Origin of the sequence: Limnohabitans lacus, assembly GCF_030053395.1 — a bacterium.
Taxonomy (GTDB): domain Bacteria; phylum Pseudomonadota; class Gammaproteobacteria; order Burkholderiales; family Burkholderiaceae_C; genus Limnohabitans_A; species Limnohabitans_A lacus.
Map to the genome: position 1 here is coordinate 436082 of NZ_JASGBH010000001.1, position 20511 is coordinate 456592.

The window sequence follows — 20511 nt, forward strand, 5'->3', positions numbered from 1 at the left end:
AGGAGTTCTGACATGCCAGCAAACCTCAACCAACAATTGAGCCGTGAACAACAAATCGCTGCCCTCGAAAAAGACTGGGCGACCAACCCCCGTTGGAAAGGCGTGAAGCGCGGCTACTCTGCAGCCGACGTCGTGCGTCTGCGCGGCAGCATGCAAATCGAGCACACGCTGGCCAAGCGCGGTGCTGAAAAGCTGTGGGAAAAAGTCAACGGCGGCGCCAAGAAAGGCTACGTCAATGCATTCGGTGCCATCAGCGCTGGCCAAGCCATGCAACAAGCCAAAGCCGGTTTGGAAGCGGTTTACCTGTCGGGCTGGCAAGTGGCTGCCGACGGCAACACCTCCGAGACCATGTACCCTGACCAGTCGCTGTACGCCTACGACTCGGTGCCCACCATGGTTCGCCGCATCAACAACACCTTCAAGCGCGCTGACGAAATCCAGTGGGGCCGCGGCATCGAGCCAGGTTCCAAGGACTTCATCGACTACTTCCTGCCCATCGTGGCAGATGCTGAAGCCGGTTTCGGTGGCGTCTTGAACGCTTTCGAACTGATGAAGAACATGATTTCCGCTGGTGCTGCTGGTGTTCACTTCGAAGACCAATTGGCCGCTGTAAAGAAGTGCGGTCACATGGGTGGCAAAGTGTTGGTGCCTACACAAGAAGCTTGCGAAAAGCTGATCGCTGCGCGATTCGCTGCCGACGTCATGGGCGTGTCCACCATCGTGTTGGCCCGCACAGACGCCGAAGCCGCCAACCTGATCACTTCTGACCACGACGCCAATGACAAGCCTTTCCTGACTGGCGAGCGCACACAAGAAGGCTTCTACCGTGTCAAAAACGGTCTGGAGCAAGCCATCAGCCGTGGCGTGGCTTACGCCCCGTACGCTGACTTGGTCTGGTGCGAAACCGGTGTGCCAGACATTGGCTTTGCCCGTGAATTCGCCCAAGCTGTGCACGCTGCTTGCCCAGGCAAGTTGCTGTCCTACAACTGCTCGCCTTCTTTCAACTGGAAGAAAAACCTCAACGACAGCCAGATCGCTTCTTTCCAAGACGACCTGTCGGCACTGGGCTACAAGTACCAGTTCATCACATTGGCCGGTATCCACATCAACTGGTTCAACACCTTCCAGTTCGCCCACAACTACGCCCGCGGCGAAGGCATGAAGCACTACACCGAGATGGTGCAAGAACCTGAATTCGCAGCCCGCGACAAGGGTTACACCTTCGTGTCGCACCAGCAAGAAGTCGGCGCAGGCTACTTCGACGACGTGACCACCGTGATCCAGGGCGGCTCCTCAAGCGTGAAGGCCCTGACCGGTTCCACCGAAGAAGAGCAGTTCCACTGATCAACTTGGGGAGCTGAAGGCGAGGGCGGCGTAAAATCCGTCCTCAGCGTTTAGACATCTCTTTCAAGCGCGGCCTTTGCCGCGCTTTTTTACTTGCAAACTCATGGTTCAGATTACCCTTCCCGACGGTTCATTGCGTGAATTTCCTGGCCCCGTGACCGTGGCCGAAGTGGCCGCCTCCATTGGCGCTGGCTTGGCCAAAGCGGCTTTGGGCGGCAAGGTCAATGGTCAATTGGTGGACACCAGTTTCAGCATGGCTGCCGATGCCAACTTGGCCATCGTCACGGCCAAAGACCCTGAAGGTCTGGAGCTCATCCGTCACTCGACGGCGCATTTGTTGGCCTACGCCGTCAAGGCGCTGTTTCCTGAGGCCCAAGTGACCATCGGGCCTGTGATCGACAACGGGTTTTATTACGACTTCTCTTACAGCCGTCCCTTCACGCCAGAGGACTTGGTTGCCATCGAAAAGCGCATGACCGAGTTGTCCAACAAAGATGAGCCGGTGGTGCGCCGCGTTTTACCGCGTGACGAGGCGGTGGCCTATTTCAAAGGTTTGGGCGAGCACTACAAAGCCGAGATCATCGCCAGCATTCCGGCGGATCAAGACGTGAGCCTCTACCGTGAAGGCCATTTCGAGGACCTGTGCCGAGGCCCTCACGTGCCCAGCACCGGCAAACTCAAGCATTTCAAATTGATGAAGGTGGCCGGAGCCTACTGGCGCGGCGACAGCAAGAATGAGATGCTCCAGCGTGTCTATGGCACGGCCTGGGCCAGCAAAGACGATCTGCAGCAATACCTGACTCGTCTTGAAGAAGCTGAAAAGCGCGATCACCGCAAACTCGGCCGCGAGTTGGATTTGTTCCACATCGACGAACATGCACCCGGCTTGGTGTTTTGGCACCCCAAGGGCTGGACCGTGTGGCAAATCATTGAGCAGTACATGCGCCAGGTGTACCGCGACAACGGCTACCAGGAAGTCAAGGGTCCGCAGATCATCGACAAGAGCCTGTGGGAAAAAACCGGTCACTGGGACAAGTACCGTGACAACATGTTCACCACCGAGTCGGAAAAGCGCGATTACGCCTTGAAGCCGATGAACTGCCCGGGTCACATCCTGATCTTCAAGCAAGGCATCAAGAGCTACCGTGACTTGCCTTTGCGCTACGGCGAATTTGGCCAGTGCCACCGCAATGAGCCCTCCGGTGGCTTGCACGGCATCATGCGTGTGCGCGGCTTCACCCAAGACGATGGCCACATCTTCTGTACAGAAGACCAAATCCTGCCCGAGTGCGACACCTTCACCAAGGTGCTCAAGAAGGTGTATGCCGACTTTGGCTTCACCGACATCCTCTACAAGGTCTCGACCCGCCCAGCGGCCCGCATTGGGTCTGATGAGTTGTGGGACAAGGCCGAAAAAGCCTTGATGGACAGCTTGCGGGCTTCCGGTTGCGAGTTTGTGATTTCGGACGGTGACGGCGCGTTCTACGGCCCCAAGATCGAATACACCCTGAAAGACGCGATTGGCCGTGAATGGCAATGCGGCACCATCCAAGTGGACTTCAACCTGTCTGAGCGTCTGGACGCAGAATATGTGGCCGAAGACGGTTCACGCCAGCGCCCTGTGATCTTGCACCGCGCCATCGTGGGCAGCATGGAGCGTTTCATCGGTATTTTGGTCGAGCAGCATGCCGGCGCCTTGCCCACTTGGCTGGCGCCTTTGCAGGTTTCTGTCCTCAACATCACCGATGCTCAGTCCGATTACTGTCGTGAAATCGCTGCAAAACTGCAAAAATCAGTGTCAAATCAAGGCCTTAGGGTCGATTTGGACCTGCGCAACGAGAAAATCACGTATAAAATACGCGAGCATTCGTTGCAAAAGCTGCCTTACATCCTTGTCGCAGGCGACAAAGAGAAGGCAGCTGGTACCGTCGCTGTGCGCGCCCGGGGTAACAAAGACCTCGGTGTGATGTCGATCGATGCGTTCATTGAACTCATTGCTGCCGACATCGCTTCTAAAGCCTGAAGGTGATTTTCGCCACTTGCTTTGGCCCGTGGGCACAAAGACGGTTTGGCTGCTTGTTGCAGTTATTACCCTTGAAGGATTGAGTCATCGCTACCGAATTTCGTGATCGTCGCCAACGCGAAGAACGCAAACACCGTTTGAACCGTGAAATCATGGCTCCTGAAGTCCGTGTTTCCGGCCCTGAAAACGAGCCATTGGGCATTTTGTCTTTGGCAGAAGCCCTTCGCATGGCCGGTGAGTTGGATGTGGATTTGGTGGAAATCGCCGCCACCGCCAACCCGCCTGTGTGCCGTTTGATGGACTACGGCAAGTTCAAGTACCAAGAGCAAAAGCGTGCGGCAGAAGCCAAAGCCAAGCAAACGGTCATTGACATCAAGGAAGTCAAGTTCCGCCCAGGCACTGACGATGGTGACTACAACATCAAGATGCGCAACATCCGCCGCTTTTTGGCAGATGGTGACAAATGCAAGATCACTTTGCGTTTCCGCGGTCGTGAGATCACCCACCAAGAGTTGGGGATGGCCTTGCTGAACCGGATTCGTGACGAGTTGGCCGACTCCATCATCGTCGAGCAGTTTCCCAAGTTGGAAGGCCGCCAGATGATCATGATGATCGCGCCAGGTCGCAAAAAGCCTGCTGGCAAAGCTGCAGACACTGCAGCCCCTGCTGAATCGGCTTGAAGAAGAATTTGACCGGCCCTCGGGTTGGTCGAGTCTGAAACCGCCTTAGGGTGGTTTTTGTAAAAGTGGCTCGGGGCCATCAAGGCTGCAAAGATTTTGCAGACGCCTCACGAGCACAAATAAAGGAGCATTGATATGCCCAAGATGAAGACCAAAAGCAGTGCTAAAAAGCGCTTCCGTGTTCGTCCAGGTGGAACCGTTAAACGCGGTCAAGCCTTCAAGCGTCACATTCTGACCAAGAAGACCACCAAGAACAAACGCCACCTCCGCGGTGCAGTGGCTGTGCATGAGACCAACATGGGTCACATGGCGCAGATGCTGCCTATGGCTGGCCTGTAATTCACTGACGAACTAGGAGAAAAATATGCCTCGCGTTAAACGTGGTGTAACGGCACGTGCCCGTCACAAGAAAGTTTTGGCCCTTGCAAAAGGTTTCCGCGGTCGCCGCGGTAATGTCTTCCGTATCGCCAAACAGGCGGTGATGAAGGCTGGCCAATACGCCTACCGTGACCGTCGTGCCAAAAAGCGTGTGTTCCGTCAGTTGTGGATTGCCCGTATCAACGCCGCTGCGCGTGAATGCGGTCTGACCTACAGCCAATTCGCCAACGGCCTGAAAAAGGCTGCCATCGAAATCGACCGTAAGATGCTGGCGGACATCGCCGTGCACGACAAGGCCGCTTTTGCTGGCATCGTGAACCAAGTCAAAGCCAAACTGGCCGCAGCTTGATTTCATGAGCGAGATGGGCTTTTTGGGCCCATGCCTCGCGCATTCGATCAAAGGGATTGAGGCTCACAAAAGCTTCAATCCCTTTTTTATTCCGTCATCTACCGAATCCCCACCATGAACGAGCTGGACACCCTGGTCGAATCCGCCCGCCAGAGTTTTGCGCAGGCACTGACACCTGCTGATCTCGAAAACGCCAAAGCCCAATTTCTGGGCAAAGCCGGTCGCGTGACCGAGCTGATGAAGGGCATGGCCGCTCTGAGCGTGGAAGACAAGAAAACCCGTGGTGCGGCCATCAACCTGGCCAAGCAAGCCATTGAAACCGCGCTCAGCGATCGCCGCCAGGCCTTGGCCGATGCCGAGTTGCAAGCCCAGCTTAAGGCCGAAGCACTCGATGTGAGCTTGCCCGGCCGGAGTGCTGCCGTGGGTGGCTTGCACCCCGTCTCGCTCACGCTTGAGCGCGTCGAAAATATTTTTGGCTCCATGGGTTTTGAAGTGGCCCAGGGCCCTGAGATCGAGACCGACTGGTTCAACTTCACGGCGCTCAACACGCCTGAAGACCACCCCGCGCGCTCGATGCACGACACTTTTTATGTCGAAGGCGGTCATCTGCTGCGCACCCACACGAGCCCCATGCAGATCCGCCACGCGGTGCAGCACGTCAAGCGCTACCGCCACCAGATCGACGCCGGTCAGGGCATGCCCGAGATCCGCGTGATTGCCCCTGGCCGGACCTACCGCGTGGACAGCGATGCGACCCATTCGCCCATGTTCCACCAGTGCGAAGGCCTGTGGATTGGTGAAAACGTGAGCTTCAAGGACCTGAAAGTCGTGGTCACAGATTTCTGCCGCACCTTCTTCGAAAGCGATGACTTGGTGCTGCGCTTTCGCCCCAGCTTTTTCCCTTTCACCGAGCCCAGCGCCGAGATCGACATCCAATTCCAAAGCGGGCCTCTGGCTGGCCGTTGGCTTGAAGTGGGTGGTTCTGGCCAAGTCCATCCGAACGTGGTGCGAAACATGGGCCTGGACCCCGAGCAGTTCATTGGCTTTGCCTTTGGCATGGGCATGGACCGTTTCACCATGTTGCGCTACGGCGTGAACGATTTGCGCCTGTTCTTTGATGGCGATGTGCGCTTCTTGAGCCAGTTCCAGTAATTCCCGAGATCGAGATATGCAATTTCCTGAATCCTGGTTGCGCGAGTTTTGCAACCCGTCCCTGACGACCCAGCAACTGGCCGACACCTTGACCATGGCCGGTCTCGAAGTGGAAGAGCTCGAGCCCGTGGCCCCGCCATTCACCAAGATCGTGATCGGTGAAATCAAAGAAGCCGTGCAGCACCCCAACGCCGACCGTCTGCGCGTGTGCCAGGTGGATGTGGGGCAGGGCAGCTTGCTGAACATCGTCTGCGGTGCGCCGAATGCCCGAGTGGGTATCCGTGTGCCCTGCGCCATGGTGGGGGCCGAATTGCCGCCTGGTGAGGATGGCAAGTCTTTCGTCATCAAGGTTGGCAAGCTGCGAGGCGTTGAAAGCCAGGGCATGCTGTGTTCGGCCAAAGAACTGAAAATCGCCGACGACCACGGTGGCCTGCTGGAATTGCCGCTGGACGCTCCTCTGGGGCAGGACATCCGCCAATACCTGAATCTGGACGACACCCTGTTCACGATCAAGTTGACCCCCAACCTGGCGCACTGCCTGAGCGTTTACGGCATCGCCCGCGAAGTCTCGGCTTTGACCGGTGCGCCCTTGAAGGCCCCGTCTTTCCCTTCAGTGGCCACGCAAATCCAGGACAAGGTGGCCGTGCAAGTGCAAGCCACAGACTTGTGCGGTCGGTTCAGCGGTCGCGTGGTCAAAGGTGTGAACACCCAGGCCAAAACACCTCAGTGGATGGTGGACCGCTTGGCCCGCTGCGGGCAGCGCAGCGTGAGCCCTCTGGTGGACATCTCCAACTACGTGATGTTCGAGTTCGGCCGTCCTTCCCACATTTTTGACCTGGACAAAATCCACGGTGGCCTGCAGGTGCGCTGGGGCAAGCCAGGTGAATCGCTCAAGCTGCTCAACGGCACCACCGTGACGGTGGATGAGAAGGTCGGTGTGATCGCTGACGACAGCCAAGTCGAGTCGCTGGCCGGCATCATGGGCGGTGACGCCACGGCCGTGTCCGATGACACGAAAAACATTTACATCGAAGCGGCTTTCTGGTGGCCCACGTCCATCGCTGGCCGTTCGCGCCGCTTCAACTTTTCAACCGATGCCGGTCACCGCTTTGAGCGTGGCGTGGACCCGCAACTGACGGTGGAGCACATCGAGCGCATCACGCAGTTGGTGTTGGACATCTGCGGCACACCCGAAACGCAAGTTGCCCCCATTGATGACCAAACCCTGAATGTGCCCGCCATCACGCCCGTCACACTGCGTGTGGCCCGTGCGGTCAAAGTCATCGGCATGCCTTTGACGCAGCAACAATGCGCCGATGCACTGCGCGGCTTGGGCTTGCAAGTCTCGGAAGGCGAGGGCACGGTCACCGTGACGCCGCCCAGTTTCCGATTTGACCTGCAGATCGAGGAAGATTTGATCGAGGAAGTGGCCCGCATGGTGGGCTACAACAATCTGCCCACGAATCCACCACTGGCCCCCATCACGGCCAAGGTGCGCCGCGAGACCGAACGCAGCCCATCTGCGGTGCGCCGTGCCATCGCAGCCCGTGGTTATCAGGAAACCATCAACTACAGCTTCGTCGAAGAATCCTGGGAAAAAGACTTGGCCGGCAACGAGAACCCGATTCGCTTGCTCAACCCGATCGCCAGCCAGATGAGCGTCATGCGCTCCAGCCTGATCGGCTCGCTGCTGCAAGTCGTCAAGTTCAACGCCGACCGCAAAGCCGACCGCGTGCGCGTGTTCGAGCTCGGTCGCGTGTTTTTGCGCAACGGCCAAGCGGTCAACAGCGACACCACGGTGGAAGGCTTTGACCAACCCATGCGAGTGGCCGCCATGGCCTGGGGCCCTTTCGAGACCTTGGGTTGGCAAGGCAAATCTCGCCTCGTGGATTACTTCGACGTCAAAGGGGATGTCGAAGCCTTGCTGGCACCCCGTCAAGCGGAGTTTTTGGCCGTTGAACACCCCGCATTGCACCCCGGTCGCTCGGCGCAAGTTGTACTGGACGGTGTGGTGATCGGCCATGTGGGCGAGTTGCACCCCCGTTGGCGTCAAGCTTGGGACTTGCCACACGCACCCGTGGTCTTTGAATTGTCCTTGGATGCGGTGACCACCCGTCTGGTGCCTGCCGCACAAGGCCTAGCCAAGCACCAGCCTGTGGAGCGCGACATTGCCGTCATCGTGGCTGAATCGGTCACGCATGCCCAATTGATGCAAGCCATCCACGCTGCGCCGACCGAGGGCTTGCTCCAAGGCGCCGTGTTATTTGACATCTACCGACCCAAGTCCGATGCAGTCGGCGGCAGTTTGGCCGCTGGTGAAAAGAGTTTGGCCGTGCGCCTGACTTTGGGCACCGCCGAAGCCACGTTGACCGATGCGCAGATCGATGCGGCCATGAACGCGGTGTTGGCTCATCTGAGTCAACAGGTTGCTGCTCGTTTGCGCGCTTGATGGGTTGGCGTGATGGAAATTTCAGTCGAAAGCCTTGAAACCCCCGCCTTGACCAAGGCGCACTTGGCCGATTTGTTGTTCGAACAGATCGGTTTGAACAAACGCGAGTCCAAGGACATGGTCGATGCCTTCTTTGACCTCATGGTGGACAGCCTGATTGAAGGCACCGATGTGAAAATTTCGGGCTTTGGCAACTTCCAGATCCGCACCAAGGCGGCCCGCCCCGGCCGCAATCCGCGCACAGGAGAATTGATTCCTATTGATGCACGTCGTGTTGCCACCTTCCATGCCAGCCATAAATTCAAGGCATTGATTCAGGGCGACACCGATGAAGACGGCAGCGTGGACATGGTGGGCCTTTGAAACTGCAACACGCTTTCAGGAGGGCACCATGCTTTTCAAATTCAAATCGGCCGCTGCCAGCGACCTGATCATGCTCGAGGCCGATGGCCGCAAATTGCTCAAGATCATGTTGGGCGATGACCCCGTCAAAGGCATTGTGTTGGCGGCGGACATTCCTGCCCGCATCGCTGCCCTCGAGGCGGCTGTGGCGCAAGACGAAGCCCTGCGCCAGCAGCATGCCGAGCAGTCGGCATCAGACCAAGAGAACGATGAAGCGGTGGTGCTCGACGCGGTGCGCTTGTCTCAAAGGGCCACCCCCATGCTCAAGCTCTTGGCACGCAGCTTGGCTGAGCAATCCGACGTGGTCTGGGGCGTCTGAGGCGACGTTTCAACGGCCGAAAACTTGGCCACCCAGCTGGTAACCCGCCTTGATCTGCCGCTTGGCAAACCACCCCACGTTCATTTCCAGTACATAGCGCACCGGTTTGGTTGAGCAGTGCGAATCGTCGCTTTGTGGCTTCATGTCCGCCAAGTTCACGATGGTGCCGTCGTCGGCCACAAAAGCCGCCGTCAGGGGGATGAGCGTGTTGCGCATCCAGAAACACTGCGTGGCCGCTTGTTCAAACACAAACAGCATGCCCTCGTGTTGCGGCATTTCTTTGCGGAACATCAGACCGATTTGACGTTGCTCGGAGGTTTGCGCCACTTGCACATCCAGCATGTGCATACCTGCCGTCAGCTTGGTGCGGGGCAATTGCAGTTGAGGGCCAGATTGGGCCGCCGCCCAAGTGGACAGGCTTGTCAGCAAGAAGCCGCAGATCCAGTGCAGGGCAGGGTGCATTGATCGGGCACAAGAGCGAGAGGTCATTGAAAAATCCATCCAAACAGTGTTCGCAACACGGCAAGGATAACGCCTGCAAGAGGTGTTCGATCAGCTGCTGGTCGAGATGGGGGGCGTGCTGTTGGGGATGGGCTCTCCAGGCGGTTCGGAGTTGACTTCGGTGCGGATGTTGGCCGCCATCAAGCCCTTAGCGCCATCCGTCAGCTCAAAGCTGACCCGGGCACCTTCTTTGAGACTTTTGTAGCCTTCGGCCACGATGGCCGAGAAGTGCGCAAAAGCATCCGGGCCACCTCCATCGGGCTGGATGAATCCAAAGCCTTTGGCGTCATTGAACCATTTGACCGTACCACTGGGCATGGCTTGTCTCCGTCTTTGTTTGCACCAATTTGAGGCGTGCTTGTTGTTTTTGTCAATGTCGGTTTACCCCAGCCGTGGTTTGATGAAAAAAGACTTTTAGAGCCTTGGCCCTCAAGGGCTTGAAAGCGCCGATAGAATGAATTCATGGCAACGAAAAAACCGCAGAACCCGACGCTGCCCCCGGTCACACCCCACACCCCTGAAGGTGGGGAATCGGTGGTCCTCGAGCGTCTCGCTCAGAAGATCCAGCCGCCCCAGATGTACCAGGTGGCGATGCTCAACGATGACTACACCCCGATGGAGTTCGTGGTGATGGTGATCCAAGAATTTTTTGGCAAAGACCGCGAGTCGGCCACCCAGATCATGCTCAAGATCCACTTGGACGGCAAAGGCATTTGCGGCGTTTATTCCCGCGATGTGGCCGCCACCAAGGTCGATCAGGTGCTCGATGCCGCCAAGCAGGCGGGGCATCCCCTGCAGTGCGTCAGCGAGCCCATTGAATAGTGGGCCAAACGCCCCACATGAACAGAATCACTCAGCAAGGCAAAAAGGAAATCACATGATTGCCCAGGAATTGGAAGTCAGCTTGCACATGGCCTTTGTCGAGGCCCGTCAGCAGCGCCACGAGTTCATCACGGTCGAGCATCTCTTGCTCGCCTTGTTGGACAACCCCAGCGCTGCCGAGGTGTTGCGCGCTTGCGCTGCCAACATCGACGACTTGCGCACCGCCTTGACGAACTTCATCAAGGACAACACCCCCCAAGTGGCAGGTACCGAAGAGGTGGACACCCAGCCCACATTGGGTTTTCAGCGCGTCATCCAACGCGCCATCATGCATGTGCAGTCCACAGGCAATGGCAAGAAGGAAGTCACTGGCGCCAACGTGCTGGTGGCCATCTTCGGCGAGAAGGACTCGCACGCTGTGTATTACCTGCACCAGCAGGGCATCACGCGTCTGGATGTGGTGAACTTCATTGCCCACGGCATCCGCAAGAGCGATCCGCCTGAAGCGGCCAAATCCGCTGAAGCGCCGCCCAGTTCAGACGCTGAGGAATCTTCGGGTGGGGAGCGCAATGAAAAAGCCTCGCCGCTGGAGCAGTACACCAACAACCTGAACCAAGCGGCCAAGGACGGCAAGATAGATCCGCTGATCGGCCGTGAATACGAAGTCGAGCGCACGATCCAGATTCTGTGCCGTCGCCGCAAAAACAACCCCCTGCTGGTGGGCGAAGCCGGCGTGGGCAAGACGGCGATTGCCGAAGGCCTCGCTTGGCGCATCACCCAAGGCACCGTGCCCGAGATCTTGGCCGAGGCCCAGGTCTATTCGCTCGACATGGGCGCTTTGCTGGCCGGCACCAAGTACCGGGGCGATTTTGAGCAACGCTTGAAAGGCGTGCTCAAAGCGCTCAAAGACAAGCCCAATGGCATCCTGTTCATCGACGAGATCCACACCTTGATCGGTGCGGGCGCCGCCTCGGGCGGTACGCTGGACGCGTCCAACCTGCTCAAGCCAGCGCTGTCCAGCGGTCAGCTCAAGTGCATTGGTGCCACCACCTTCACCGAATACCGTGGCATCTTCGAAAAAGACGCCGCACTCAGCCGCCGTTTCCAGAAAGTGGATGTGGTCGAACCCACGGTCTCTGAGACGGTGGAAATCCTCAAAGGCCTCAAGAGCCGCTTTGAAGAGCACCACAGCGTCAAGTACGCCAACGCCGCGCTGCAGGCCGCTGCCGAGCTGTCGGCCAAGTTCATCAACGACCGTCAACTGCCCGACAAGGCGATTGACGTGATTGACGAGGCCGGCGCTGCGCAGCGCATCTTGGTGGCGTCCAAGCGCAAGAAAACCATTGGCAAGGCCGAGATCGAAGACATCGTGGCCAAGATCGCCCGCATCCCGCCAGCCAATGTGTCCAACGACGACCGCAGCAAGTTGCAGACCATCGAGCGTGACCTCAAGTCCGTGGTGTTCGGTCAAGACAAGGCGCTCGAAGTGCTGGCTTCTGCCGTCAAGATGGCCCGCTCGGGCTTGGGCAAGGCCGACAAGCCGATTGGCTCTTTCTTGTTCTCAGGCCCCACGGGCGTGGGCAAGACCGAAGCGGCCAAGCAGTTGGCCTACATCATGGGCATTGAGCTGATCCGCTTTGACATGTCTGAGTACATGGAGCAGCACGCGGTGAGCCGCCTGATCGGTGCGCCTCCGGGCTATGTGGGCTTTGACCAGGGCGGTCTCTTGACCGAGGCCGTCACCAAAAAGCCGCATTGCGTACTCTTGCTCGACGAGATCGAAAAAGCGCACCCTGCGATCTTCAATGTGCTGCTTCAGGTCATGGACCACGGCACACTGACCGACAACAACGGGCGCAAGGCCGATTTCCGCAACGTGATCATTGTCATGACCACCAACGCGGGCGCCGAAACCATGAACAAGGCCACGATTGGCTTCACCAACCCACGTGTGGCTGGTGACGAGATGGGCGACATCAAGCGCCTGTTCACCCCCGAGTTCCGCAACCGCTTGGACGCGATCGTCAGCTTCAAGCCGCTGGACGAGCAGATCATCTTGCGTGTGGTGGACAAGTTCTTGCTGCAATTGGAGCAACAGCTGGGCGAAAAGAAAGTGGACGTTACCTTCACCGACAAGCTGCGCAAACACTTGGCCAAGAAGGGCTTCGATCCGCTCATGGGTGCACGCCCGATGCAGCGCCTGATCCAGGACATGATCCGCAAGGCCCTGGCCGACGAGTTGCTGTTCGGTCGCCTGACCGATGGCGGCCGCTTGTCGGTGGACCTGGACGACATGGACGAGGTGTTGCTGGACATCACCCCGCTGCCCAAAAAGGAAAGTCGCTCTGCGCGTGCGGAGCCTGCTGAGCCTGAGGAGGCTGCAGCCAGCTGAAATGGGCTGAACCCCAAAAAATAGGAGGCCTTGGCCTCCTATTTTTTGGGGGTGAACAGCGTCAATCAGCGCTTTCGCTTTGACCCTGACGAGCCCAGCAGGCCGCCGAGTACGCCGCGAACAATCTCTCGCCCAATGGCCGAGCCCATGGTGCGGACCGCACTTTTGACCACCATTTGCGCCACGCCATCGTGTTGACCGCCCCGAGGGCCGGTGGAGCCGAAGATGAAATCGGACACACTGTTCATGAGGCCAGATCGGCTGTCGGAGGTTGCGTCTGCTGAACCCGCTGGAACTGGGGCGCCATTCGCCGCAGGCGCGCCTTTGAGCTTTTCGTAGGCCGATTCGCGGTCTTGCGCGGCTTCATAAACACCAGCCACCAGCGAGTTTTTCAGCAGGGCTTGGCGCTGCTCGGGCGTGATCGGGCCCAGCTGGCTGGCCGGGGGCATGACAAACACGCGTTCGGTTTCGGTGGGCCGTCCTTTAGCGTCCAGCAGGCTCACCAGGGCTTCGCCCACGCCCAGCTCTGTGATGGCCGCTTCGATGTCCAGACCCGTCTTGGGGCGCATGGTTTGCGCCGTGGCGGCCACGGCTTTTTGGTCGCGTGGGGTGAAGGCGCGCAGGGCGTGCTGCACGCGGTTGCCCAGCTGGCCCAAGATGCTGTCGGGGATGTCCAGCGGGTTTTGCGTCACAAAATAAACCCCCACGCCTTTGGAGCGCACCAGACGCACCACCAGCTCGATGCGTTCGATCAAGGCTGCGGGTGCGTCTTTGAACAATAGGTGTGCTTCGTCAAAAAAGAACACCAGCTTGGGTTTTTCGGGGTCGCCTATTTCAGGCAAGACTTCGAACAATTCGGACAGCATCCACAGCAAGAAAGTCGCGTAAAGGCGCGGCGAATTCATCAGCTTGTCGGCCGCCAAGATGTTGACCACCCCCATGCCGTCGGCCGTTTGCATGAAGTCTTCGATGTTGAGCATGGGCTCGCCAAAGAACTGGTCGCCGCCTTCGGTCTCAATCTGCAGCAGGCCGCGCTGGATGGCGCCGATGCTGGCCGCGCTGATGTTGCCGTATTCGGTGGTGAAGTTTTTGGCGTTGTCGCCCACGTGCTGCAACATGGCCCGCAGGTCTTTCATGTCCAGCAGCAGCAAGCCGTTGTCGTCGGCGATCTTGAAGACCAGGTTGAGCACACCGGCCTGGGTGTCGTTCAGGCCCAGCATCCGCGCCAGAAGCAAAGGCCCCATGTCGGACACGGTGGCCCGCACCGGGTGGCCTTGGGCGCCAAACACGTCCCACAGCGTGGTGGGGCATGCCAGGGGTTCGGGCAGGGCTATGCCACGGTCTTTCAACACGGCGGCCAGCTTCTCGCCGATACGGCCTGGCTGGCTGATGCCGGTCAAATCGCCTTTGACGTCGGCCATGAAGACCGGCACGCCCAAGCGAGAGAAGTTCTCGGCCAGGGTTTGCAAAGTGACGGTTTTGCCCGTGCCGGTGGCACCGGTGATCAGGCCGTGGCGGTTGGCCAAGCTCGGCAGCAGCTGGCACTGCGCCGTCTTGTTTTGGGCAATCAACATGGGTTCGGCCATCAAAATCTCCCTCACGCGTGTGAAAAGTAAAATCTACCCATAGGTTAAATCAACATTCAAGGAATTCCCGATGGCTGGCCACAGTAAATGGGCAAATATTCAGCACCGCAAGGGCCGACAAGACGAAAAAAGGCAACGGATTTGGACCCGGGTGGTCCGTGAAATCATGGTGGCCGCCCGCACCGGCGGTGGCGATGTCTCGGCCAACCCCCGTTTGCGTCTGGCCATTGAAAAGGCCAAGGCGGCCAACATGCCCGCCGACACCATCAAGCGCAATGTGGACAAAGCCACCGGCAACCTCGAAGGCGTGAGCTACGAAGAAATCCGATACGAAGGCTATGGCATTGGCGGTGCCGCCGTGATCGTCGACACCATGACCGACAACCGTGTGCGCACGGTGGCCGAGGTGCGCCACGCTTTCAGCAAGCATGGCGGTAATTTGGGCACCGAAGGCTCGGTGGCTTTCCAGTTCAAGAACTGCGGCCAGCTGATCTTTGCCCCTGGCACGGACGAAGACAAGGTCATGGAAGTGGCCTTGGAAGCTGGTGCGGAAGACGTGATCACCGACGAAGAGGGCGCCATCGAGGTGCTGACCGCGCCCGCCGATTTTGAAGCGGTCAAGAACGCTTTGGAAGCGGCCGGCCTGGTGGCCGATATGGCCGAGGTCACCATGCGTGCGGAGAACACCATTGCGCTCAGCGGTGACGACGCCGCCAAAATGCAAAAGCTTCTGGACATTCTGGAAGACTTGGACGATGTGCAAAACGTCTTCCACAACGCCGACATTCAAGAATAAGGACATCTGATGAAAGTTTTGGTGGTCGGCAATGGTGGCCGTGAACATGCCATGGCCTGGAAATTGGCTCAATCTAGCCGGGTGCAACAGGTGTATGTGGCGCCGGGCAATGGCGGCACGGCCCGCGACAGGAATTTGGTGAACGTGCCCATCACCGACATCCCGCAATTGCGCCAATGGGCACAAGACAACCAGATCGGTTTGACGGTGGTGGGGCCTGAGGCCCCACTGGCTGCTGGCATCGTGGACGATTTCCGCGCACATGGTTTGCGCATTTTTGGCCCCACCCAAAAAGCCGCGCAGCTGGAAAGTTCCAAGGCTTTTTCCAAAGCGTTCATGGAACGCCACAACATCCCCACGGCCGAGTTTGAAACCTTCATCGACCCGGTGGCGGCTCATGCATACGTGGACCGCAAGGGCGCACCCATCGTGGTCAAGGCCGATGGCTTGGCCGCAGGCAAAGGCGTGGTCGTGGCCATGAGCCTGGCCGAGGCGCACGAAGCGATCGACTTCATGCTGGTGGACAACACCCTGGGTGTGACCCACAACGCCGGTGGTGCCCGCGTGGTGATCGAAGAATTTTTGCATGGCGAAGAGGCCAGCTTCATCGTGCTGTGCGACGGCAAAAACGTCGCCGCTTTGGCCACCAGCCAGGACCACAAGCGTCTGCTGGACGCCGACCAAGGCCCCAACACGGGTGGCATGGGGGCTTATTCGCCCGCACCGGTGGTCACGGCCGAGGTGCATGCCCGCGCCATGCGTGAAGTCATCATGCCCACCATCAAGGGCATGGAAAAGGACGGCATCCCTTACACCGGCTTCTTGTATGCCGGCTTGATGATTGACGAGCAGGGCAAACCCAAGACGCTGGAATTCAACTGCCGCATGGGCGACCCCGAGACGCAGCCGATCTTGATGCGCCTGAAGTCTGATCTGCTGGAAGTCATGCTGGCCGCCACCTCGGAGGGGCTGGACAAGATCGATCTGGAATGGGACCGCCGTGTGGCCCTGGGTGTGGTGATGGCCGCTGCCGGTTACCCGCTCAACCCGCGCAAAGGCGATGTGATCAGCGGCTTGCCGCAAGACGCGGAAGACGCCATGGTCTTTCATGCGGGCACCACCGAAAAAGAAGGTCAGATTTTGACTTCGGGTGGGCGCGTGTTGTGCGTCACAGCCCTGGCCGACTCGGTGCGCCAAGCGCAACAAAAGGCCTACCAAACCGCCAGCACCATCGCTTTTGACGGCATGCAAATGCGCAAAGACATTGGCTATCGCGCCATCAAAAATTGAAGCGCCCTTGAAAGGCCCTTACCCATGACACACCCCGTGACTTTCCAAGGTTCGCGCATGGCGCGTTGGATTTTGAAAGCCTTTGGCTGGCGTTTGAACTTTGAAGGATTTCCCACGCTGCAGGGTGTGGCAATTGTTTATCCGCACACCAGCAATTGGGATTTTCCGGTGGGCATCTTGGCCAAATGGGCCCTGGGCATTCCGGCGAATTTTTGGGGCAAAGACAGCCTGTTCAAATTTCCCATCATGGGGGCTTGGATGCGCTGGGTGGGGGGTGTGCCGATCGACCGCAGCTCGCCCAAAGGCGTGGTAGGCGAGATGGTGCAGGTGTTTGAACAACACAAGCAGCAAGGCCGCCTGCTCTGGCTGGCCTTGGCCCCTGAAGGCACCCGCAGCCCGACCCCCGGCTGGCGCAGCGGCTTTTACCAAGTGGCCAAAGGGGCTGATGTGCCCTTGGCGATGGTCAAGCTCGATTGGGGCACGCGTACCCTGTCCTTGGTCGATTTTTTCAAACTGTCGGGCGATGTGGAAGCCGACTACGCCCACATGGCCCAGGTGTTTGAGGGGGTCAAAGGGTACAACGCCCTTCAGGCAGCGCCCGTGATCCCGTGGAGCCCTCCTGCGCGAAACGAGGCCTTGGCATCCACCGCGTCTGCGACCGATGTGGACAACAACAAAAACTTGCACTCATGAACGATTCCATTGATCTGGGCGCTGTGCGCCAATACCTGCAGGGCTTGCAGGCCCGCATCACGCAGGCTCTGACCGACATCGACGGCACGCCTTTTGTGGTGGACCACTGGACCAAAGACCCTGGCGAAAAATTGCAGGGCAATGGCATCACCCAGATCTTGGAAGGTGGGCCGATCTTTGAGCGAGCCGGTTGTGGTTTTTCGCATGTGAGTGGGCCGCAGCTGCCGCCATCGGCCACACAGCACCGCCCCGAACTGGCGGGCTCGGCATTTGAAGCCATGGGCGTGTCGCTGGTTTTTCATCCGCGCAACCCCTATGTGCCCACCGTCCACATGAACGTGCGCATGATCGCGGCCAAGCCCGAGGGCAGGGCGCCTGTGGCCTGGTTTGGCGGTGGCTTGGACCTGACGCCGTATTACGGCTTTGACGAGGATGCGGTGCATTTCCATCAGACCTGCAAAGACGCCTTGGCACCTTTTGGCGAAGGCCTGTTCCCTCGTTTCAAAACCTGGTGCGACGACTATTTTTGCAACAAGCACCGCCATGAGCAGCGCGGCGTTGGCGGTATTTTCTTTGACGACTTCTCCGAGTTGGGCATGGGCCAGAGCTTTGCCATGCTGCAAAGCGTGGGCGATGCTTTGCTCAAAGCCTATTTGCCCATTGTGGAGCGCCGCAAAGACATGGCTTATGGCGAGCGTGAGCGCGATTTCCAGCTCTACCGCCGTGGCCGCTATGTGGAGTTCAATTTGGTCTGGGACCGGGGCACGCATTTTGGCTTGCAGTCGGGCGGCCGGACCGAGTCGATTTTGCTGTCCATGCCGCCCGAAGTGCGGTGGTCTTACCAACGCCAAGATGAGCCGGGGTCGCCCGAGGCAAAACTGCTCAGCCACTTCCTCGTGCCCAAGGACTGGGTTTGAGCGCTGCACAGCACCCCATGCGACTGGGCGTCTTTGGCGGGGCGTTTGACCCGCCACATACGGCCCATGTGGCACTGGTGCAAGCGGCAATTGCTCAGCTTCAACTTGACCAAGTTCGCGTGTTGCCCACGGGGCAGGCTTGGCACAAGCCGCGAGCCTTGTCTGACGGGGCAGATCGCTTGGCCATGACCCGTCTGTCTTTTGCCCAGGTCCCCCAAGTGGTGGTGGACGAGCGCGAATTGCAGCGGCAAGGCCCCAGTTACACGGTGGACAGTTTGCGCGAGTTGAAGGCGCAGTTTCCACAGGCGCAGCTGTTTTTATTGATTGGCGATGACCAGCGCAGGTCCCTGCCATCGTGGCGGCAGATCGAGGAAATTGCCCGGCTGGCTATAATTTGTGCCGCAGGCCGCGATGGCGCCGTTCCAGCGTGGCGTGATTCCAGCGCGGAGACCTCGGCAACTGCCCCCCAACCCTTTGATGCGCGCATCCAGACTTTGTCGATGCCGCTCATGCCTCACAGTGCCACGGACATCCGTGCGCTGGTGGCCACAGACCGCAACATCGAAGGTCTGGTGCCGCCCGCTGTTGAGCGCTATATTCACGAACACCACCTCTACAGGCCCCATTGATGACCGATACCGCTGCTAAAAAAGATATTCAAAAACTCCAGCGTGCCATTGTGGACGCCCTGGAAGACGTGAAAGCACAAGACCTTCAGGTCTTTGACACGGAGCACCTTTCTCCATTGTTTGAACGTGTGGTGATCGCGTCGGGCACATCAAACCGCCAAACGAAAGCCTTGGCCGCCAGCGTGCGCGACAAGGTGCGCGAAGCCGGTTTCGGCAAGCCCCGTATCGAAGGCGAAGACAACGGTGAATGGATCATCGTGGACTGCGGCTCGGCTGTGGCGCACATCATGCAGCCCACCATTCGCACTTACTACAACCTCGAAGAAATCTGGGGTGACAAGCCTGTGCGCCTGAAGTTCGGTGCGCCCAAACCCGCAACCCCTGAGGCCAAGACACCTGCCCGCAAGGCTGCAGCCAAGAAATCGGCAGCCAAAACAGCGGCAGCCAAAACCAGCGCAGCCAAACCAGCCCCCAAGTCCAAGGTGGCCTTGAAGGCACCGGCCAAATCGGCCAAGCCTGCTGCCAAAACTGCGGCAAAAACGCCTGCTAAAACTGCGGCCAAATCTGCTGCGCCCAAAGCAGCCGCCAAGAGCAGCACCAAACCCACCGTGAAAACCGTGGGCAAGCCATCGCCCAAAGCCGCCGCCAAAACAGCCGCTGCCCAAACGCCCGCTCGCAAGGCGCTGAAAGTGCCCACCCGTCGAAAAGCCGATTGATTTTTCATGAAGCTGCTGATCGTCGCGGTCGGCCAGCGTGTGCCTGACTGGGCGCAGACCGCCTGGGACGACTATGCCAAGCGTTTTCCGCCCGAGCTCAAGGTTGAGCTCAAGGCTGTGAAGACCGAGCCGCGCGGCTCCAAAACCCTCGCCACCTTGTATGCGGCTGAGCGCCAGCGCATCGAGGCGGCGATTCCCCGTGGCACCCGCATCGTGGCGCTCGACGAGCGCGGCACCAACCTCACCACACAGGCTTTGGCCACGCGACTGACCTCTTGGCAGTTGGGGGGAGACGATGTGGCCTTGGTGATTGGCGGGCCCGACGGTCTGGAGCCAGAGTTTCGTCAAGCTGCGCACGAGCGCATCCGTTTGTCCGACATGACTTTGCCCCACGCCATGGCCCGTGTCTTGCTGATCGAACAGCTGTACCGCGCCTGGTCCATCAACGCCAACCACCCTTACCACCGCGAATGAGCGACTTCATTTACCTGGCTTCGCAAAGCCCTCGCCGCAGTCAGTTGCTCACCCAAATCGGCGTTGCCCATGAACTCTTGTTGCCCGATCCTGCGGAAGACGCCGAGGCGCTCGAAGTCGTCCGGGGGCGTGAAGCGCCGGGTCGTTATGTGGCACGCGTCACAGGCTTGAAGCTGGACGCGGCCGTGGCACGTCTCCAGCGCTTGGGCTTGCCCGCAGCGCCCGTGCTCTGCGCCGACACCACCGTGGCTTTGGGCCGCGAGATTTTGGGCAAACCTGCCGACGAGGCCGATGCCCGTCGCATCTTGCAGCAGCTGTCGGGGCAAACCCACCGGGTGTTGACGGCCGTGGCCATTCAATCAGGGCGCAAGCGCGTTCAGGCCGTGTCCGAATCCTGGGTGCAATTTGCGCCCATGACGGCTTCGCAAATCAAAGCTTATGTGGCCAGTGGTGAGCCCATGGGCAAAGCCGGCGCCTACGGTGTGCAGGGCAGGGCCGCGTCGCACATTGAACAGATCCGCGGCAGTTATTCAGGCATCATGGGTTTGCCACTGTTCGAGACCGCAGCGCTGTTGCGTTCGGTGGGCGTGGCCTGCTGA

The 20511-nt window shown here is 59.0% G+C and carries 22 protein-coding genes; 19 read left to right on the forward strand and 3 right to left on the reverse strand.

Going from position 1 to position 20511, the window contains the following annotated elements:
• Nucleotides 1–12 precede the first annotated feature (12 nt).
• From aceA to QLQ16_RS02235, 9 genes are all read left to right on the forward strand, one after another.
• Nucleotides 13–1344, forward strand: coding sequence for an isocitrate lyase (aceA, locus tag QLQ16_RS02195; protein WP_283223040.1), 1332 nt, complete (start codon nucleotides 13–15; stop codon nucleotides 1342–1344).
• A 103-nt stretch (nucleotides 1345–1447) separates the two neighbouring features.
• The gene (gene thrS / locus QLQ16_RS02200; protein WP_283223041.1) at nucleotides 1448–3367 is read left to right on the forward strand and encodes a threonine--tRNA ligase; all 1920 of its coding nucleotides are present in this window, start codon (nucleotides 1448–1450) and stop codon (nucleotides 3365–3367) included.
• An 86-nt stretch (nucleotides 3368–3453) separates the two neighbouring features.
• Entirely contained in the window at nucleotides 3454–4047 is a 594-nt protein-coding gene (infC, locus tag QLQ16_RS02205; protein WP_283223124.1) for a translation initiation factor IF-3, read from the forward strand.
• Between the two features lie 135 nt (nucleotides 4048–4182).
• Complete coding sequence (gene rpmI, locus QLQ16_RS02210; RefSeq protein ID WP_108322580.1) at nucleotides 4183–4386, forward strand: 50S ribosomal protein L35; 204 nt, start codon at nucleotides 4183–4185, stop codon at nucleotides 4384–4386.
• 25 nt (nucleotides 4387–4411) lie between these two features.
• Nucleotides 4412–4774, forward strand: a complete 363-nt coding sequence (rplT, locus tag QLQ16_RS02215; protein WP_283223042.1) for a 50S ribosomal protein L20 — start codon at nucleotides 4412–4414, stop codon at nucleotides 4772–4774.
• Between the two features lie 114 nt (nucleotides 4775–4888).
• Complete coding sequence (gene pheS / locus QLQ16_RS02220; RefSeq protein WP_283223043.1) at nucleotides 4889–5926, forward strand: phenylalanine--tRNA ligase subunit alpha; 1038 nt, start codon at nucleotides 4889–4891, stop codon at nucleotides 5924–5926.
• Nucleotides 5927–5942: 16 nt separating this feature from the next.
• The gene (pheT, locus tag QLQ16_RS02225) at nucleotides 5943–8375 is read left to right on the forward strand and encodes a phenylalanine--tRNA ligase subunit beta (protein ID WP_283223044.1); all 2433 of its coding nucleotides are present in this window, start codon (nucleotides 5943–5945) and stop codon (nucleotides 8373–8375) included.
• 12 nt (nucleotides 8376–8387) lie between these two features.
• Nucleotides 8388–8738, forward strand: a complete 351-nt coding sequence (locus tag QLQ16_RS02230; protein ID WP_283223045.1) for an integration host factor subunit alpha — start codon at nucleotides 8388–8390, stop codon at nucleotides 8736–8738.
• A 28-nt stretch (nucleotides 8739–8766) separates the two neighbouring features.
• Complete coding sequence (locus QLQ16_RS02235) at nucleotides 8767–9096, forward strand: DUF1840 domain-containing protein (protein ID WP_283223046.1); 330 nt, start codon at nucleotides 8767–8769, stop codon at nucleotides 9094–9096.
• A gap of 9 nt (nucleotides 9097–9105) precedes the next feature.
• Here the strand turns inward: QLQ16_RS02235 and QLQ16_RS02240 are convergent, their stop codons facing one another.
• Nucleotides 9106–9558, reverse strand: coding sequence for a DUF192 domain-containing protein (locus tag QLQ16_RS02240; protein ID WP_283223125.1), 453 nt, complete (start codon nucleotides 9556–9558; stop codon nucleotides 9106–9108).
• 90 nt (nucleotides 9559–9648) lie between these two features.
• Nucleotides 9649–9915 carry a cold-shock protein gene (locus QLQ16_RS02245; protein ID WP_283223047.1) on the reverse strand — a complete coding sequence of 89 codons (267 nt, stop codon included), beginning with the start codon at nucleotides 9913–9915 and terminating at the stop codon, nucleotides 9649–9651.
• Between the two features lie 144 nt (nucleotides 9916–10059).
• On the opposite strand from QLQ16_RS02245, the gene clpS reads away from it, so the two are divergent.
• Nucleotides 10060–10419, forward strand: a complete 360-nt coding sequence (gene clpS / locus QLQ16_RS02250; RefSeq protein ID WP_283223048.1) for an ATP-dependent Clp protease adapter ClpS — start codon at nucleotides 10060–10062, stop codon at nucleotides 10417–10419.
• 55 nt (nucleotides 10420–10474) lie between these two features.
• The gene (clpA, locus tag QLQ16_RS02255) at nucleotides 10475–12811 is read left to right on the forward strand and encodes an ATP-dependent Clp protease ATP-binding subunit ClpA (protein ID WP_283223049.1); all 2337 of its coding nucleotides are present in this window, start codon (nucleotides 10475–10477) and stop codon (nucleotides 12809–12811) included.
• A 65-nt stretch (nucleotides 12812–12876) separates the two neighbouring features.
• Here clpA and QLQ16_RS02260 read toward each other — a convergent pair whose 3' ends face one another.
• Nucleotides 12877–14397 (reverse strand): helicase HerA-like C-terminal domain-containing protein, encoded by a 1521-nt coding sequence (locus tag QLQ16_RS02260; RefSeq protein WP_283223050.1) that lies wholly within the window; start codon nucleotides 14395–14397, stop codon nucleotides 12877–12879.
• Between the two features lie 70 nt (nucleotides 14398–14467).
• On the opposite strand from QLQ16_RS02260, the gene QLQ16_RS02265 reads away from it, so the two are divergent.
• Genes QLQ16_RS02265 through QLQ16_RS02300 form a run of 8 tightly spaced genes read left to right on the forward strand, consistent with a single transcriptional unit; the run spans nucleotide 14468 to nucleotide 20511 of the window.
• The gene (locus tag QLQ16_RS02265) at nucleotides 14468–15193 is read left to right on the forward strand and encodes a YebC/PmpR family DNA-binding transcriptional regulator (protein ID WP_283223051.1); all 726 of its coding nucleotides are present in this window, start codon (nucleotides 14468–14470) and stop codon (nucleotides 15191–15193) included.
• A 9-nt stretch (nucleotides 15194–15202) separates the two neighbouring features.
• Entirely contained in the window at nucleotides 15203–16483 is a 1281-nt protein-coding gene (purD, locus tag QLQ16_RS02270) for a phosphoribosylamine--glycine ligase (RefSeq protein ID WP_283223052.1), read from the forward strand.
• A gap of 24 nt (nucleotides 16484–16507) precedes the next feature.
• Complete coding sequence (locus tag QLQ16_RS02275; RefSeq protein ID WP_283223053.1) at nucleotides 16508–17176, forward strand: 1-acyl-sn-glycerol-3-phosphate acyltransferase; 669 nt, start codon at nucleotides 16508–16510, stop codon at nucleotides 17174–17176.
• Nucleotides 17173–18093, forward strand: coding sequence for an oxygen-dependent coproporphyrinogen oxidase (gene hemF, locus QLQ16_RS02280; RefSeq protein WP_283223054.1), 921 nt, complete (start codon nucleotides 17173–17175; stop codon nucleotides 18091–18093). Before QLQ16_RS02275 ends, hemF begins: the two co-directional genes overlap by 4 nt.
• Nucleotides 18090–18722, forward strand: coding sequence for a nicotinate-nucleotide adenylyltransferase (gene nadD / locus QLQ16_RS02285; RefSeq protein ID WP_348534147.1), 633 nt, complete (start codon nucleotides 18090–18092; stop codon nucleotides 18720–18722). Before hemF ends, nadD begins: the two co-directional genes overlap by 4 nt.
• Nucleotides 18722–19438 (forward strand): ribosome silencing factor, encoded by a 717-nt coding sequence (gene rsfS, locus QLQ16_RS02290; RefSeq protein WP_283223055.1) that lies wholly within the window; start codon nucleotides 18722–18724, stop codon nucleotides 19436–19438. Before nadD ends, rsfS begins: the two co-directional genes overlap by 1 nt.
• A 6-nt stretch (nucleotides 19439–19444) precedes the next feature.
• Nucleotides 19445–19912, forward strand: coding sequence for a 23S rRNA (pseudouridine(1915)-N(3))-methyltransferase RlmH (rlmH, locus tag QLQ16_RS02295; RefSeq protein WP_283223056.1), 468 nt, complete (start codon nucleotides 19445–19447; stop codon nucleotides 19910–19912).
• Nucleotides 19909–20511: a Maf family protein gene (locus tag QLQ16_RS02300; protein ID WP_283223057.1), complete on the forward strand. Its 603-nt coding sequence runs from the start codon at nucleotides 19909–19911 to the stop codon at nucleotides 20509–20511. The genes rlmH and QLQ16_RS02300 overlap by 4 nt, the downstream gene beginning before the upstream one ends.